This window comes from Duncaniella sp. B8, assembly GCF_005304985.1.
GTDB lineage: Bacteria > Bacteroidota > Bacteroidia > Bacteroidales > Muribaculaceae > Duncaniella > Duncaniella muris.
In genome coordinates this window covers 125,013-141,461 of the sequence record NZ_CP040121.1, presented here as the reverse complement: position 1 = coordinate 141,461, position 16,449 = coordinate 125,013, and the positions used below count along the sequence as shown (strand labels likewise).

Annotated in this window: 17 protein-coding genes; 16 read left to right on the top strand and 1 reads right to left on the bottom strand. The window is 47.9% G+C overall.

Translation table 11 applies throughout. From position 1 onward, the window contains the following. Positions 1-178 precede the first annotated feature (178 nt). The 4 genes from FDZ78_RS00740 (at position 179) to FDZ78_RS00725 (ending at position 6,383) form a co-directional block, all read left to right on the top strand. Positions 179-2,338 carry a translation factor GTPase family protein gene (locus FDZ78_RS00740; protein WP_124075504.1) on the top strand — a complete coding sequence of 720 codons (2,160 nt, stop codon included), beginning with the start codon at positions 179-181 and terminating at the stop codon, positions 2,336-2,338. Between the two features lie 217 nt (positions 2,339-2,555). Then, a complete protein-coding gene (gene mnmE, locus FDZ78_RS00735) occupies positions 2,556-3,992 on the top strand; it encodes a tRNA uridine-5-carboxymethylaminomethyl(34) synthesis GTPase MnmE (protein ID WP_124075515.1) in 1,437 nt (478 codons plus the stop codon). Between the two features lie 266 nt (positions 3,993-4,258). Then, positions 4,259-5,158 carry a helix-turn-helix domain-containing protein gene (locus FDZ78_RS00730; protein ID WP_136408869.1) on the top strand — a complete coding sequence of 300 codons (900 nt, stop codon included), beginning with the start codon at positions 4,259-4,261 and terminating at the stop codon, positions 5,156-5,158. A gap of 112 nt (positions 5,159-5,270) precedes the next feature. Further along, positions 5,271-6,383 (top strand): site-specific integrase, encoded by a 1,113-nt coding sequence (locus FDZ78_RS00725; protein ID WP_136408870.1) that lies wholly within the window; start codon positions 5,271-5,273, stop codon positions 6,381-6,383. 71 nt (positions 6,384-6,454) lie between these two features. On the opposite strand, the gene FDZ78_RS00720 is transcribed toward FDZ78_RS00725, so the two are convergent. After that, positions 6,455-6,709 carry a toxin-antitoxin system protein gene (locus FDZ78_RS00720; RefSeq protein WP_205743441.1) on the bottom strand — a complete coding sequence of 85 codons (255 nt, stop codon included), beginning with the start codon at positions 6,707-6,709 and terminating at the stop codon, positions 6,455-6,457. Positions 6,710-6,871: 162 nt separating this feature from the next. On the opposite strand from FDZ78_RS00720, the gene FDZ78_RS00715 reads away from it, so the two are divergent. The 12 genes from FDZ78_RS00715 to FDZ78_RS00665 all read left to right on the top strand — a co-directional run bounded on the left by FDZ78_RS00715 (position 6,872) and on the right by FDZ78_RS00665 (position 16,415). After that, positions 6,872-8,125 carry a hypothetical protein gene (locus tag FDZ78_RS00715; protein ID WP_136408871.1) on the top strand — a complete coding sequence of 418 codons (1,254 nt, stop codon included), beginning with the start codon at positions 6,872-6,874 and terminating at the stop codon, positions 8,123-8,125. 187 nt (positions 8,126-8,312) lie between these two features. Then, the gene (locus tag FDZ78_RS00710) at positions 8,313-8,696 is read left to right on the top strand and encodes a helix-turn-helix domain-containing protein (RefSeq protein WP_136408872.1); all 384 of its coding nucleotides are present in this window, start codon (positions 8,313-8,315) and stop codon (positions 8,694-8,696) included. Between the two features lie 3 nt (positions 8,697-8,699). Further along, positions 8,700-10,067 (top strand): DUF3987 domain-containing protein, encoded by a 1,368-nt coding sequence (locus tag FDZ78_RS00705; RefSeq protein WP_136408873.1) that lies wholly within the window; start codon positions 8,700-8,702, stop codon positions 10,065-10,067. A 90-nt stretch (positions 10,068-10,157) separates the two neighbouring features. Beyond that, positions 10,158-11,240, top strand: coding sequence for a DUF6371 domain-containing protein (locus tag FDZ78_RS00700; RefSeq protein WP_136408874.1), 1,083 nt, complete (start codon positions 10,158-10,160; stop codon positions 11,238-11,240). Between the two features lie 95 nt (positions 11,241-11,335). Next, entirely contained in the window at positions 11,336-11,734 is a 399-nt protein-coding gene (locus FDZ78_RS00695) for a DUF3408 domain-containing protein (protein ID WP_168182127.1), read from the top strand. A 297-nt stretch (positions 11,735-12,031) separates the two neighbouring features. Beyond that, positions 12,032-12,418, top strand: coding sequence for a hypothetical protein (locus FDZ78_RS14540; protein ID WP_136408876.1), 387 nt, complete (start codon positions 12,032-12,034; stop codon positions 12,416-12,418). Continuing rightward, a complete protein-coding gene (locus FDZ78_RS00690; RefSeq protein WP_168182129.1) occupies positions 12,415-13,362 on the top strand; it encodes a relaxase/mobilization nuclease domain-containing protein in 948 nt (315 codons plus the stop codon). The genes FDZ78_RS14540 and FDZ78_RS00690 overlap by 4 nt, the downstream gene beginning before the upstream one ends. Beyond that, positions 13,362-14,153 carry a hypothetical protein gene (locus tag FDZ78_RS00685; protein ID WP_136408878.1) on the top strand — a complete coding sequence of 264 codons (792 nt, stop codon included), beginning with the start codon at positions 13,362-13,364 and terminating at the stop codon, positions 14,151-14,153. The genes FDZ78_RS00690 and FDZ78_RS00685 overlap by 1 nt, the downstream gene beginning before the upstream one ends. A 26-nt stretch (positions 14,154-14,179) precedes the next feature. Then, positions 14,180-14,599 (top strand): hypothetical protein, encoded by a 420-nt coding sequence (locus FDZ78_RS00680; protein ID WP_136408879.1) that lies wholly within the window; start codon positions 14,180-14,182, stop codon positions 14,597-14,599. A gap of 14 nt (positions 14,600-14,613) precedes the next feature. Continuing rightward, complete coding sequence (locus FDZ78_RS00675; protein WP_136408880.1) at positions 14,614-15,015, top strand: hypothetical protein; 402 nt, start codon at positions 14,614-14,616, stop codon at positions 15,013-15,015. A 152-nt stretch (positions 15,016-15,167) separates the two neighbouring features. After that, positions 15,168-15,914: a hypothetical protein gene (locus FDZ78_RS00670; protein WP_136408881.1), complete on the top strand. Its 747-nt coding sequence runs from the start codon at positions 15,168-15,170 to the stop codon at positions 15,912-15,914. A gap of 6 nt (positions 15,915-15,920) precedes the next feature. Further along, positions 15,921-16,415, top strand: coding sequence for a very short patch repair endonuclease (locus FDZ78_RS00665; RefSeq protein ID WP_136408882.1), 495 nt, complete (start codon positions 15,921-15,923; stop codon positions 16,413-16,415). Positions 16,416-16,449: the final 34 nt, after the last annotated feature.

Below are 16,449 nucleotides of genomic sequence, written 5' to 3'. Positions count from 1 at the left end.
GCTTTTTCTTTGGAAATAATACACGCAAAGGTAATAATATTATGGTGACGTTGGAGCATCGAGAGAGTAAAAAACGTCAGTATGTTGTAAAACACATTTTTTTGCGCACCGAAAACGAAAATTTATTACTATTTTGCGGACGTTTTCTTCTTACCTAAAACTAAAACCTAAATTAAATATGAAGGTCTATCAAACAAACGAGATTAAAAACATCGCCTTGCTTGGGAGCAAAGGCTCTGGTAAAACCACACTCGCCGAAGCTATGCTTTACGAGTGTGGAGTTATAAAACGCCGCGGCACCATTGAAGGAAAAAACACTGTAAGTGATTCGTTCCCTGTTGAGAAAGAGTATGGCTACAGCGTATTCTCGACAGTTTTTTATGCGGAATTCCTTGGGAAGAAGCTTAATGTGATAGACTGCCCCGGAGCCGATGACTTTGTCGGAAATGCGATCACCGCACTCAATGTGACCGACACCGGTGTCATACTGATCAACTCGCAATATGGCGTGGAGGTAGGCACACAGAACATCTTCCGTACAACCCAGTCTCTGAAAAAGCCAGTGATTTTCGCTCTCAACCAGCTTGACGGCGACAAGGCCGACTATGAAAACGTCATGGAGCAGATGCGCGAGCATTTCGGCAACAAGATCGTGGCTATACAATATCCTCTGCAGTGCGGAGCCGGCTTCAATGCCATGATTGACGTGCTGCTTATGAAGAAATACTCCTGGGGCCCTGACGGTGGCACTCCGACCATCGAAGAGATTCCGGCCGAAGAAATGGAACGCGCCAAAGAACTCCACCAGGCCCTCGTAGAGGCTGCGGCTGAAAATGACGAGACTCTGATGGAAAAATTCTTCGACCAGGGCCATCTCAGCGAAGACGAAATGCGCGAAGGCATACGTAAGGGCCTGATTGACCGCTCGATCTATCCAGTGTTCTGCGTAAGCGCAGCTAAGGACATGGGTGTACGCCGAATGATGGAATTCCTCGGCAACGTAGTGCCGTTTGTTGAAGACATGCCGGCTCCTGAGACAGTAGAAGGAGTGGAAGTGAAGCCTGACAGCAACGGTCCGCTCTCACTCTACTTCTTCAAGACCACTGTAGAACCGCACATCGGTGAAGTCAGCTACTTCAAAGTCATGTCCGGCACACTGACTCCTGGCGTAGACCTCGAAAATATCACACGCGGTTCACGCGAAAGAATCGCTCAGATCTATTGCGTCTGCGGCAACATCAAGACTCAGGTCGATAAACTCTGCGCAGGAGACATCGGCGCAACCGTGAAACTGAAAGATGTACGCACCGGCAACACTCTTGACGGTAAGGACTGCGAATACAGCTTTGATTTCATCCGCTTCCCTGAGCCGAAATACCGCCGTGCGATCCGCCCCGTGACAGAGAGCGATTCAGAAAAGCTCATGGGCATCCTCACACGTATGCACGAGGAAGATCCTACATGGGTAATCGAACAGTCGAAGGAACTGAAACAGATCATCCTGTCAGGCCAGGGAGAATTCCATCTTCGCACTCTCAAATGGCGCGTTGAAAACAATGACAAACTCCCGATCATCTTCGATGAACCGCGTATCCCCTATCGCGAGACAATCACAAAAGCAGCCCGCGCGGACTACCGACACAAGAAACAGTCAGGCGGCGCAGGCCAGTTCGGCGAAGTACACCTCATTATCGAACCCTATACAGAAGGCATGCCTGCACCGGACACCTATAAATTCGGCAATCAGGAATACAAGATGAGCGTCCGCGACACTCAGGAACTACCACTCTCATGGGGCGGAAAACTCGTGGTCCACAACTGCATTGTCGGCGGTGCGATTGACGCACGATTCATCCCGGCCATCGTCAAAGGCCTCATGGACCGCATGGAACAGGGACCTCTGACCGGAAGCTATGCCCGCGACGTAAGAGTCTGCATCTACGACGGTAAAATGCACCCGGTTGACTCAAACGAAATCTCATTCCGCCTGGCCGGCCGAAACGCCTTCAGCGAAGCCTTCCGCAACGCCAACCCCAAAGTGCTCGAACCGGTCTATGACGTCGAAGTCATGGTGCCCGGTGATGTCATGGGCGATGTCATGAGCGACCTGCAGGGCCGTAGAGCAATAATCATGGGCATGTCAAGCGACAATGGTTTTGAAAAGATCTCGGCCAGAGTACCTCTGAAAGAAATGTCGTCATACTCGACCGCATTATCCTCAATCACCGGCGGACGCTCGGCTTTCACAATGAAGTTCGCATCCTATGAACTCGTTCCGGCTGACGTCCAGGAAAAACTCCTGAAAGAATATGCCGAAAAGTCACAGTCTGAAGACTGATCTACCCCGTTTGCCTGACCGCACCCCGGTGATCAGACTGCAAATCTGACATTCTTCTACCTTAATATCTTTGACCGCAGGCTATCGCACCTCTCCATCGCGATAGCCTGTTTTGCGTCTTGGGAATAAATTGCTAATTTTGCAGATAGACTCCAGGAACAATCCACTGAAAGAGTTCCCGATGATCATTGTATCGTTCAATTTCGAAGAATTACTTATGTATCAGTATAACGATTCAGACACCATATGCGCCATATCCACCGCCCCCGGCTGTGGAGGCATAGCAGTAATCCGCGTGAGCGGACCCGATGCAATCAGCATCATCAATAAAATCTGGCGCGGAAAACCTCTCTCATCAGTCGGCACACATACCGCCCACCTGGGCACAATAACAGACCCTGAAAACCCGACAGAACCGCTTGACAGCGGAGTGGCCACAGTGTTTCGCGCTCCCGGAACATTCACAGGCGAAGACGTAGTTGAAATCTCGGTCCACGGCTCCGTATGGATACAGCGCGAACTGATCAATCTGCTTATACGCACAGGATGCCGTCTGGCTCAGCCCGGAGAATTTACACGTCGCGCATTCGCCAACGGCAAACTCGACCTTGCCCAGGCCGAAGCCGTGGCCGATGTAATTGCCGCCACCTCCCGAAGCGCCCACCGCCTTGCGTCATCCCAGATGAGAGGCGATTTTTCAAAACGGATCGGAACACTCAGAGAAAAACTGATCGAAATAGCCTCTTTGCTCGAACTCGAACTCGATTTTTCAGAAGAAGACGTTGAATTCGCCTCGCGCATCCACCTGGCAGAACTGGCCAAAAACCTCCACACTGAAATCAGCAGCCTTGCCGCTACATTCTCAACAGGCAGTGCACTTAAAAACGGCATCCCGGTAGCGATCGTAGGCGAACCAAACGCAGGCAAATCGACCCTGCTCAACGCCTTGCTGAATGAGTCACGCGCCATCGTCAGCGACATACCTGGAACCACAAGAGACACCGTCGAGGACACAATAGAGATCGACGGCGTCATGTATCGATTCATCGACACAGCCGGCTTACGCGAAACTTCAGATCACGTAGAAAACCTCGGCATCGGCCGCTCATTTGAAGCCATCGAACGCGCACGCATAGTCATATGGCTCGTAACACCAGACATCAGTCAGGAGAAACTGACCGAACTGTATACCGAAATAAAAAAACATCTAGCAGAAGGAGCAACCCTCCTTACAGTTCTGAATAAAACAGACCTACTTGCCTCACCGACCGATCTCCCCCACCCTTTGCAGAACATTTTCACTGAATCACAAGAGCCTGTCACAACAGAAAAATCGACACAAAGGCCTATATTGATCTCTGCATCGACAGGCCACAACATAGACCGGCTCACCCAAGCACTCCACACCCTATCAGGAACCAATGATTCTGCGGGAGCAGACCTCATGGTTACAAACGCGCGCCACTACGAAGCCCTGACACTCGCCGCAGAATCATTAGCCCGCGTCCTTGACGGCCTTCGAGCAAACCTCTCAGGCGACTTCATCGCCCAGGACCTCCGCGAAACCATCCACCACCTCTCCGCCATCACCGGCACCATCACCACCACCGACCTCCTCACCTCCATCTTCCAGAACTTCTGCATCGGCAAGTAGCCTATTGGTGACAACTGGTGCCATTTGGTGTAAAATATTGAAAAGTCGCTCGTTATCGGGCGGCTTTTTTCGTCTTCATACTGCAATATAACCGCTTTTCACCCCTTTTTACCTGTGTTTTTGTACCCGATTTGTAGCAAGTCGGTCAACCCCGTCAATGCGTGCCGCAAGGTCGTGGACGATGTTTACGTAGGTTTACGTCAGTTTACGCCCATGAACACTTTTGGCGAAATAAACGGCGAAATAAACACTAACACAGGATAAAAATGAGTAGCAACATTGAAATCAAAAAGAAATGCCGTTGGTGTGGAGCTGAGTTCATTGCTCGCAAGACAACAACGGAGTATTGCAGCCACCGATGCTCAGGACTCGCATACAAGGAAAGAAAGCGTCAGGAGAAACTGGATTCATACCAACGAGAATATGAATACCAGCAATCAGGACAGAAAGAGGTCGCTAAACAAGAGTTCTTGACTCCAACACAAGCAGCTACCCTATTAGGAGTATGCCACGTCACAATCTATAATTATATAAACCGTGGAGTAATCAAGGTTTGGAAACTGAAACGCAAGACACTCATTCGTCGAGCCGATGTAGATTCACTATTTTCAGTTCTTGATATTCAGAGTACACAGGTCAAGAATCCATCAGCTCCAATCACTGATTTCTACACCTCCAAGGAGATTCAAGAGAAATATGGTGTGTCTAACTCCGGGATGTATAAGATTGCGGAGCGTGAAGGCTGGCCGAAGACTCAGAGCCGAGGAAAGACTCTTTGGAGCCGAAGCCATGTTGACCGCTACTTTGCCAATCAGCAGCCGAAGGAGGAAATCAACGAGTGGTACACCGCGGCTGATATTCAAGCCGCCTATGGAATGACACTATCGGCAATCTATACTCTCGTATCAAAAGAGGGTATTCCGAAGAAAAAGCAAGGCAACTATGTGATGTATTCCAAGTATCATTTCGATTTGGCAAAGGGTGCGACCGTCCCAAAGGCACCGGAGTATTACACCTATCCAGAGGCGATGGAGAAGTATGGACTGACCCGCGACCAACTCCACCACTATCTGAAATACCACAACATCACTCGTGTGAAGAAAGGAAAATACACTCTCATACTCTGCTCGGAACTTGATTCTCTCCTCGGTTCTCCGGAGATTTAATCTCCAGAGAGACTTTGGAGAAGCCTTGGGACTGCTGGAGAACTCATTGTTCTCTCATGCTTCTCCCGCTACTTTTGTATCTGATTTTCAAACCCTCAAACCCCATAAAACAATGACAAACACCTGCACCAAAGTGTTCCTCCGTCGTCGCCCGTATGCCGGAGGTAAGGTATCGCTCTATCTCGATTATTATCCCGCGATACGCAATCCCCACACAAACAAGATGACCCGCCGCGAAACTCTCGGCATAGTCATCTTTGCCGAACCGGCCAACGAGATACAACGCCGTTTCAATCAGGAAATGGAGGAGAAAGCCGAGGCCATCCGTTGCATCCGTTATCAGAGCCTCGTAAACGAACAGTTCGGATTCCTTGACAAGACTAAACAGAAGATGGACTTTCTTGCCTACTTCGAGAAGAAGGCGAAAAGCAAATATGACAAATGGATGAGCGTCTATCTCCATTTCAAAAAATTCTGCGGTGGCCGATGCACATTCGGCGATATTACTACGGAACTGTGCGAAGAATTCCGGGAGTATCTTCTCTATGCACATAGTCTGCGCCACCCTGGCAAAAAGATATCGTTATCCAACAACTCTGCTTCAGGCTATTGGTCAACATTCCGCTGTCTGCTGAAAATGGCATATAAGGAAAAATATATCACCGAGAACGTCAACGACTTTCTTGAAGGCATCAAATGGCAGGAGGTAAAGAAGGAGTATCTGACGCTCGACGAGATGAAAATCCTTGATGCTACCGAGTGTGAGGTGCCTATCCTCAGACAAGCATCTATGTTCGGTCTGTTTACCGGATTACGTCTTAGCGACCTGTTGCAGCTCCGATGGGATAATATTGAGCGAAGTCCTGACGGTGGCCACTGCATACGCCTATGTACCGAGAAAACCGAGACAGAAGCGACATTACCGATAAGTGAAGAGGCTCTGAAATATTGTGGGGAGCGTGGTGAAGGACTTATCTTCAAAGGCTTCCGCCGCTCAATGGCACAACAGCCATTCAAGAAATGGGTAAAGGCAGCCGGAATCGAGAAAAAACTGTCGTTCCATTGTCTTCGTCACTCGTTTGCCACACTCCTTATCTCGCTGGGCATCGACGTATACGTGGTATCAAAGATGTTAACCCATCGTAGCGTAAGAACTACTCAAATTTACGCCGACGTGGTCAGTGAGAAAAAGCGCGAGGCATCCAACGCCATCTCTCTGAAATAATAATAAGATAGACCGAGATAATTGCCTTATCAGCATTGTCTCGGTCTATAATTATATTGCTATTATAGTGTCTAATCGATTGACTTAAACATAGCCTCTACAGATGATGTATCAATGGGAGGTTTAGTCCTCAATTTTCCACTAATAGCTTCCTCAAGAGCGGCCTTTGTTATCTCATTAGGTTCATTATAAGCAGCTTCAAACAATATGCTCTCAACCAAATTGTCAAGGCTACAATGCTCTTGTTTAGCCATATCTTTAAGACGTTCTATGAGATCTACTCTCAGAGAGAACGTAATTATTTTCTTTTGAGCTGATGTCGCCATTATGTTATTTTTGAGTGCAAAGGTACAACGAATCAAGCATATCTCCAACCAACAATGCTGATTCAATTTTCGGAGAATGAACAATCGAAAGTGTTACCGTGTTTTAACCTTGTTTGCATAACTCATCATTTTTTAAGGCTATACGATTAAACAATTACGCGAATGAAAGACCTATTCAAAGGCCATCATCCATGGTTGCTTGTGCTGGTGATTGCTGTTGATATTTTTTCAGCACTGACCATCCGCCACTCTATTTTATCAAAAGGAGAATCAGAGTTCAATGCTAACGTTTTCTTTTTAATTGCCATTGTCGCCGGACTTGCACTATATGCTTTGCTCGTCGAATTTCTTTCAGGCAAAGATATGCCGCTAATCGGCGAAACAGAAGAAAAGGAAGCGAAGATTGTACAGCAGATTCCTGTATCGCAACCGGTTATTGACACCAATTCATCCACTCCACAGGCCAAAGAAAAGCCCTTATCTCGTGGTGATTTTGAGGATATGATGCTTAATGTTGTAACTAAATTGCGGCAAGAAACGGCAATCCCGCCGGAAGCATCATTAAAGAAACATGATGAGACCGGAGTCGTATCCTTCAATATAAATGACATGAAGGAATCCGCCGCATCTCTGGTACAATCGCAGGAAGACGCCAAATATCGGTTTGCCTGCGAATACACCGCCGAGAAATTAGGTCCATATGTCAAACCTTGTGATTTGGAAAAGCTGTTTTTCCGTTTGGGATTGTTTCAAAGAGCATCGTCTCCAAACTGGGATTCACGTACTCCGGAGGAAATCGAGGCTAATATACCGGCTGCAAGAATCGAGGTCGCATCACCGATAGAGAAGTGGGCATTATTGCATTTTGGCTGGAACATGGGAAGACTATTTGGCAAACCTAATAATTTTATTAACCATTTTCTAAAGACCACGTTCCATTACCACCTTGATGGTCTTTCAGATAATCAACTACCAAAGAAGCTCAAGCAAAATCCTCTTCAAGGCGTAATCAAAATTGAGGAACGTTTTGACAAAGGTCTAACAATAGCGGATTATAATATCGAGGAGTATACAACCACTTCCGCAAATACAGAAGCATCAAATATTGAGCCTGCCACTGAAAAGGTCGTTAAGGAAACAATCCCTAAAACGGCTGCTCCCATATCTTATAAACCCGATCCACCAATCTCTACCGAAGAAAAATCGAAAATTGCCGAATCAGAGGAAGCCCAAGAACCAGCAGATGAAGAACGCGACGATTACGATAATCTTAACGACTACGATGAGGATAGAGATATGGATAATGACAACGATGAGCCTATGAATGACGAAGAGTGGGCAGAGTTCGTTCAACGCTCTATGGAACGTGGTAAGGATTCGAGAAGTCTCGACTGTGGCAACCTTATTGCCGGATAAAACTTCAATCTCCTATTGGAGAATCATATATCTCCAGTAGGAGAGGCTTTGGAGACGTTTTGGAGAACGTTTTGAGAGGGATTAGACCTCATTGTTCTATGTTTTTTCTCCTTATACATTTGCAACCGAAATCTTAGCCCGGACGTGCCGCGTTGGCATGACGGTTTCCTAAGGTTTCGGTTGCATCATGTTCACAACACCCGTGACTTTCGACAGACTGCCCGAAGCGGTTGTCTATCTCATCGAGCGAGTCTCAGCCTTGCAAGATGAGCTACGGGAGCTGCGCAACGCGCTTGCTCCACCATCAAAAGACAGTTCTCCTTTCATCACCACAAAGGAGGCCTGTCAACTACTCGGAGAGTGCAAGAACACTCTCTATGAAAAGGCTCGCGCCGGAATCATACCGGCATGCAAGAATCCCGGCGGCAAGTCGTGGAGGTTCATTAAGAGCGAGCTTCTCGAATACATGGCATCCGGCAAGCCCAAATCTCAGCAGGAGAAGTATGATGAAATGGTTGCCGAGATGAACAAAGGTCTGCGCCCAGGCGGACGAAACTGTTTGAGCCGTTAGCCTATGAGCGATAAGATTACTCCTCAGCTCGTGCTCGACAAGGCCATTGACCATTGCACCGCAATCACAGGCGGCGGTTTTCCCATTAGCCTCTATCCCTCCAAAATACAACGTATCATCAGGGAGGTGAACGACTGCTATGGATTTCCTGTCGATTATGTGGCGGCGGCAATGCTGGTGGCGGTGTCGGTAGCGATAGGCAACACGCATCTCGCGCGGATGAAAGAAGGCTGGGACGAGAGCGCCATTCTATATATGGCTCTCATCGGAAGACCCGGTGCCAACAAGAGCCATCCGTTGAGTTTTGCAATGCGTCCGTTTGTGGAACAAGACTACGAACAGAACCGGATTTACGAGAAACAGTATCTGGAATATCTGGAGCAACTTGAAATGAGCCGGAAGGAACGTGCAGAAAAAGGTATTGAGGTCTGCCCCCGTGAACCTGTCCGCCGCCGTTTTCTTGTGTCTGATATTACTCCGGAAGGTCTGAGCCTCGTTCATTCGCAGAATCGCCGTGGTCTGTGTCTGCTGTCCGATGAACTGTCGGCATGGGTCAAGAACTTCAACCGTTACAACAACGGCTCTGAGGAACAATTCTGGCTGTCGGTGTTCAGCGCAAAGCCCACCATGTCCGACCGCAAAAGCTCGCGTAGCTCTATCTTTATCAAGCGTCCGTTTGTGTCCGTAATCGGCACGATGCAGAAACGCATCCTTTCCGAACTTGCCAAAGGGGAACGCTCTGCCAACGGTTTCATTGACCGCATCCTGTTTGTCCTGCTCCGACACGAAACTTCTACCCGGTGGTCGATGAAGCATCCGACATTCGATGTGGCCGCTGAATGGCAGCGCATTTTATCGAGGCTCATGGAATTACAATGTACCGTTGATGAAAACAACGATATTCTGCCGATAACTATACCGTTTACTGAGGAAGCTATGATACGCCTGTTCAGATGGCAGCATGAACTGTCAGACATATGCGACCGTGAGCCAAACGAGACCATTGTCGGCATCTACTGCAAGCTACAAATCTATGCCATACGTTTCTGTCTGATTATTCAGATGGCACGCTGGGCGTGCAATGATGCCGGTAAGGATATGATTGACCTCATATCTGTTGAGCGGGCCATTTCTCTCGCCGAATATTTCAAGGAATCAGCCGTTAAGGTTCAGACTATTCTGAAGGAACTTTCGCTAACCTCGCAACAGTTGGCAATAGTGAGCGCACTCCCTCAGGAATTTGAGACCGGAGAAGGCATCGCCATAGCAAAAGCTAATGATATGGCAGAGCGCACCTTTATGGAATTCCTAAAAAACAATCTTGGCAAATTATTCCAGAAGTCCTCGCATGGCAAATATCTTAAACTCTAACTCCATGCAGCTTCCGCAGTTCCGACAGTTTTGTCAAGCAAACTGCGGAAACTGCAAAAACTGCACCACACAAATCTCATAATTAATGCTATGAATAATCATAGATTCATTCTCCAGCCCTATAAAGGGGTTGGAAGCCGTCACTCTTGCCCTGCCTGCCACAATAAACGCTGTTTTAGCCGCTATATCGACACCGAGAAACAAATATCGTTTCCTGATGATGTTGGCAGATGCGACCATGAGCAGAGCTGCGGCTACCACCTGACACCGAAGGAATATTTTGAACGTAATCCGGAGGCTAAGCCATTACACTCCGATTTCACAGCTCCGTCAGCATGGCGAGCCAAGCCGACCGAGCAGCGAAAGCCGACATCCTTCATCGCGTCAGAGACTGTTGCACAGACTCTGCACGGATATGAGAAGAACAACCTCTATCTTTTCCTCCGCTCCAAGTTCGGAGCCGAGGACGCTCTCCTGCTGATGAAAGATTATCGCGTCGGCACATCGAAGCACTGGCCGGGGTCATGCGTGTTTTGGCAAACCGACATCAACGGCAGCGTCCGCGCCGGAAAGGTAATGCTCTACGATGCCGAGACAGGTAAGCGCGTGAAGAAACCGTTCAACCATGTTACATGGGTTCATTCGTTGCTCCGACTGCCTGATTTCAATCTGCATCAGTGTTTTTTCGGAGAACATCTCTTGCCGATGAACAGAGGCAAGCCTGTTGCCATTGTCGAGAGCGAAAAGACCGCACTTGTGGCAGCTTACTATCTGCCCGAATATGTGTGGCTCGCTTCCGGCGGGAAAAATGGGTGCTTCAATACTGATGCACTCCGCGTTCTCCGAGGCCGTCAGGTAATTCTGTATCCCGACATCGGCGCGACCGACCAATGGCGGCAGAAACTTAGTTTGCTCCGCAATCTCGGTATCGAGGCAAGCATCTTCAACTTTCTTGAAGAAGTTGCCACCGATAACGAGCGAACAGCAGGGCTTGACATAGCAGACTACCTCCTGCAAATCGAGCCTGACCAAGCCGTGCTGCAAGCCATGATTAAAAATAATCCGATGTTACAGAAACTCATTGACGACCTGCAACTCACTCTCGTGTCAGTTGAACGGTATGACCCTGATACTGATGCAATCAACAAAACCTCAAATACTGAAAAACAATGACTGCGAAGAAAGCTCCGTCAACACCAGCATTTAAGTCAACCGAGTTGACCGATGCAACCAAATCCAAAGTATCAACTCTTAATCCCGATTTTATTATGGAATCAGATAACCCTATCAACTCCACCAATCTTGTTAACAGCGGCAAGACTGTTAACAGCACCACACCTGCCAACGCCGACAATCTGTTTGACAACGCGCAGGCAGCAACCGAAGCAACAGCCGCAACCGACACGACCGAGCCACCTAAGCAACAGCGCATCGGCAAGCAACAGCGCAAATCAGACTTCGCTGAGTTCAAGACAGCCTATCTCATGCCGTCAAAGCTGTCAAAGCGTCATCCGATAAACATTGAGGACAGTGTATGGGAGAAGCTCGAACGCATCGCCCGCATCCTCGGTGACCGCGACTCTACTGTCGGCAGCTATATCAATGCCATCCTGGTCGAGCATTTAACAATATATGCTGACGACATCGAAATCTGGCGTAAACTATGAAAAATTTCTATCTGACATCTCATAGGTCTAACGACATTCTGACCCATAGACCGTTCGGTAGTCCGACCTTTCCACCTAAGGTACGTTGGTACCTCAGTACCTACTTCAGTACTAAATAACGTTAGTATTAACCCGACAGCAGGGAGCGGTTATCGTCAGCGCACAACTAAGAAACGATAGTGGATTAGTTGGGGATGCAAGGGTATGTTTCGGGAGGTAAAAAATTCCCCCGCCGAAACCCCTCGCATCCCGAAGGACGCTCTCTGTTCCCTGCGGTCACCATCCCCAACCCAACGAATGAGAAAGTTCAATCAGGACGCTCCCGGTGTGAAACTCCGTGGGCGACCAAAGAAAGAATCCAGTGATAAGAGAGACCGAAAAGTCTCTGTGAATTTTACCGATGCGGAGGAGCGTGAGGTGAAAGCCAAAGCTGCGGCTGCCGGTGTCAGCATTGCCGAGCTGCTTAGAATTTGCGTCTTCCGGCTCTCCGTTGTCGGTCGCCTCACCGATTTTGAACGTGAGGCGATACGGGAACTGATGTATCAAGGCAAGAATCTGAACGCTCAAGTCAAGGCGTGCCAGGCTAACGCATGGCCCTCGACAAAGCGAAAAGCCGAGGCTTGTCTCGATGGAATTTTAGCCACACTCGGCAAGTTGAAAACCTCAAATTCCTCATTGTTATGATAGCAAAAATACTCGCAAAAGGAGCCGCAGCCGATATTGTTGGCTACGTTATGCGTGAGTTTCACGACAAGGAACAGTTCACCGACGATACTTGGCGAGTGATAGATTCCGACGGGATTCTCGGCAACGATTACCGCCGAATTGTGGACAGTTTCGACATCGGGGCGAGTCTCAACAAGAGAATCAGCAAGCCCATCGGACATATCGCCGTGAGTTTCGACAGGGCAGATTTGCCCCGTCTCACCGATGAGTTTATGGTTCAGTTGGCTAAAGAATATATGGAATGTATGGGCATCCGGGATACGCAATATCTGATAGTTCGTCATCTCGAAACCGGCTCTCCGCACTTTCATATCGTCTATAATCGCGTCAATCTCCACGGTAAAGCCATCGACGAAAGTAATAATTTCGACAAAAGTCGTAATGCTACCAAGGCAATCAAGCTGAAATACGGACTGACTTTTTCGCCGAAAAAGAAACTGTATGAAGATGCAATAGCTGAGATGAAACCCAAGATTCAGGCTGCGATGTACCGCTGCAAATCGTGGGACGAATTCCGTCGCCGCCTCGCTCCGGCAGGTATAACAGTTGAATTTTACAACGACCGCGACACAGGCAAACCGCAGGGCATACGCTTCTCAGACGACGATTTTACATTCAACGGCTCGAAGATTGACCGTGCTTTCTCCTACAAGCGTCTTGACAAATTCTTTGCCAAGAACGCTGGGATAAGAGAGACACAGCCTCAGCAATCGGCACCGATTTCTGTAACGACAAAAGTTAAGGAATCGCCTGTGGCAAATGTCGTAGAGAGCATAATCGAAACCGGATGTCAGGCTATCGGAGGATTGTTTCAGGTTGGGCCCGGCTATGACCCCGAGGAACAATCCTTTATCAACAGAATGAAAAGAAAACCCAAAAAGAAGAAAGGAAGATCACTGTAATGGCAGATTTATACTCACTCGTCAAGAAACAAGACGAGAAGATTGACGACCTTCTCAAAACCGCAAAAGAGAATAAGGATATGCTTGTAGGCATAGACACCCGGCTGGTATCAAATCCAGCTCCATCGCAAACAGCATCGCCCGTTTCTTCTGGTCCTCAGAAGATTCTGGTTGAGTTGCCCGACAATGTTGCGACCAACGAAAGCATAGGCAAGCTGCTTGATGAGAAACTACCGTCAGCTTCAACCAATGAGACTGTCAATAATATGCTTGCAGCCCTGCCGGACAGCCTCTCAAATGGAGTAGCCAAAATATTGACCGATAATATCAACGGAAAGGTAAAGGATGCTCTCTACGAAGGCTTCCGTAAGGAGTTTGCCAAGGAGCGTAAGGCCCTCTATGATGTAGTAAGCGACCTGCGTTATAAAGTGCAATCTCTTGTCACAGGTCAGTGGTGGCTCGCCACCCCCAAATGGGTATATCTCATTTTCTCTGTATTATTCCTCACTTCGATAGGGCTTGGCATCTGGTGCTACAATCTCAATCAGGAGAACACACATCTTCAGAAAGTAGAATGGCTCTATCGTTACGAGCGCATCAGCTACGACGCTGAGGGCATCCGTAACATGATGCTCCGCGAAGAGGCGATGATGGTGGGCAACCGTCAGGAGCAGGACAGCATAAAAGAAATGACTATCCGACTCGAACGCCGCAAACGCGCCGAGCGTACCCACGTCTATTTCCGACCCTCCGACTCTTGGACACCGGAATCAGGCAATCTACTTTGGTAATTCACAAACCTCAAACTCAACAAACAATGCAATCAAATTCTTTCAATCCCATCTCGGCAGGTGCTCAGACGAGCATCAAGGCCTTCTACTATGACTTCTGCGAATTCATGGTAGAGAACTATTCAGCAATTCCCGACCAGCTCACACTTGACTGGAACTGTGTCGGCGCCACCGCACGCTACCATGGACAGAACTGGGCCTTCGAGTTCCGTCTATGGGAGCATTCCAACGGACATCTCGGAATACCCGACATGACCGTCATCGTTTCCGTGTTCCACATCTCCGGGCTCGTGGCGAAACCTCAGGCAGAAGCCGATACCGTATCTTTATGGTTACGCGATGCGGCAAAAGCTAACGGATTCCGCCACATCGCCGACGAGAGCCACGGCCCCACGGACGCACCGAATCAGGTACCCGGATGCAAAATCGCTTGTTTAACCCTTTAACGCCCTATCCGACAATGCAAGAAATCAAATCCTCAACCCACGACGCCATCGTGGACTTCTTCCTGAACTTCCGTTCCTATATCTCCGAAGTGTTCGGAGCCAACCCCGATGATGCCACTCTCGACTGGAACTCCGTCGGAGCCTGCATCCACTACTTCGGCGAGGACCGCGCCATTCAGCTCCGCCTATGGGAACGCTCCGGAGGCCATCTCGGAATCCCTGATATGACACTCATAATCATCCGCATCAGCTTCCGAGGCGCACAGGAGGTCATCCGCGCCGAGATGAAAGCTTTCATCCACTGGCTGAAACAGACCGCCAAGTCGCACGGCTTCCTCCACTTCGCCGACGAAGACTGCCAGCCCCTCGCCACCAGCCAAGTCCCCGGCTGCCGCATCGCCTGCATCCGCCTCTGATTCCATCCGCTAATACGCCCATAACCCTTTGACCAACGCCCCGATAAGACTCTCCTTCTTGCCGGGGCGTTTTAATCTTATCTTTCGCGGGTTTGCTTTGCAGACTCAGATTTTATTAGTAATTTTGAATATAAAACAGACATATGAACAAGATGAAAATCAAATATCTCATACTTATTATCGGGCTATTATTAGTACCCGTCGCATTGAATTTTATTCTCCAAATTCCATGTGGTTTACCAATTATAGGAGAACCACAAACGTGGTTATCTTTTTGGAGCAGCTTCATTGGTGCGTTAGCATCATTTGCGATGATTATTGTAACCATTCATACTCTTAAACAAAATAAGATGCAGTTAGAGGAGATGAAACGACAATGGGAAGAAGAACATCGTCCCCATCTTACTTGTCGAATAATAGTATATAAGAAAGCTTTCTTTTTGCAAGTCTCAAATCCCAGCAGATATGATGCCTCTAATGTATGTATAAACTTTGGAGATGAATTAATCCAGAGTCTTGACAGCAAATTTCAAAATATGTATATCAACACATCTCAGAATCCTGTCTATATTGCAGCAGGAAAGGCTTGGAATAGTATGATTGGTTGGTGTGAAGATATAAATAAAGAATGGTGTGATAAAGATTTCGATATTATTGTTGATGTTAAGTACAACGATAAGTATAATCTTCATGCAGTGATTCCTATCAAGACGTTTGTAAAGAGAATAAATATGCTTGTTCAAAGTCCGCTTGAAGATTCTATGGAAGATTTAGTCTTAGGGTTAGTTAAACCTCATTCTGTTTCCAACCATAAGACAGTCCAAGTATCATTAGAAGAAATCTCAAAGACTTTGAATAAGATCGCCTCTCAAATGTCTAATCCCGACAGTGCCAAATAAAATATTATGGCTGATGTGAAGACACCCGAGCAGAGAAGTCGCAATATGGCGGCGATAAAGGGGAAGGATACGAAGCCTGAGATAATTGTGCGGAAGTATCTTTTCTCTCGTGGTCTGCGGTTCCGTGTTCAAGTCAAAAAGTTGCCGGGTAATCCGGATATAGTATTGCCAAAATATAAGACAGTCATTTTCGTCAACGGATGCCTCTGGCACGGCCATGAAGGATGCAAGTATTTCCGGTTGCCAAAGTCCAATGTCGAGTTCTGGAAGGAGAAGATTGAGCGCAACATTGAGCGCGATAGAGAATCAATGCAGGCGTTACTTGATTTGAGATGGAAAGTAATTCGTGTATGGGAGTGTGAACTGCGCAACAAGGCAAACCGCGAGGTCACACTCAATAAGATTTATAATAGCATTACATCGGCTGATAGAATCGGTTATAGCTTTGAAGAGACCGAGGTGCCAATGGCGGCAGAACCAGAAGCTGACTATTCCAGATAATATTTCATTGCACGAAATGCAATTTCTTAAAATG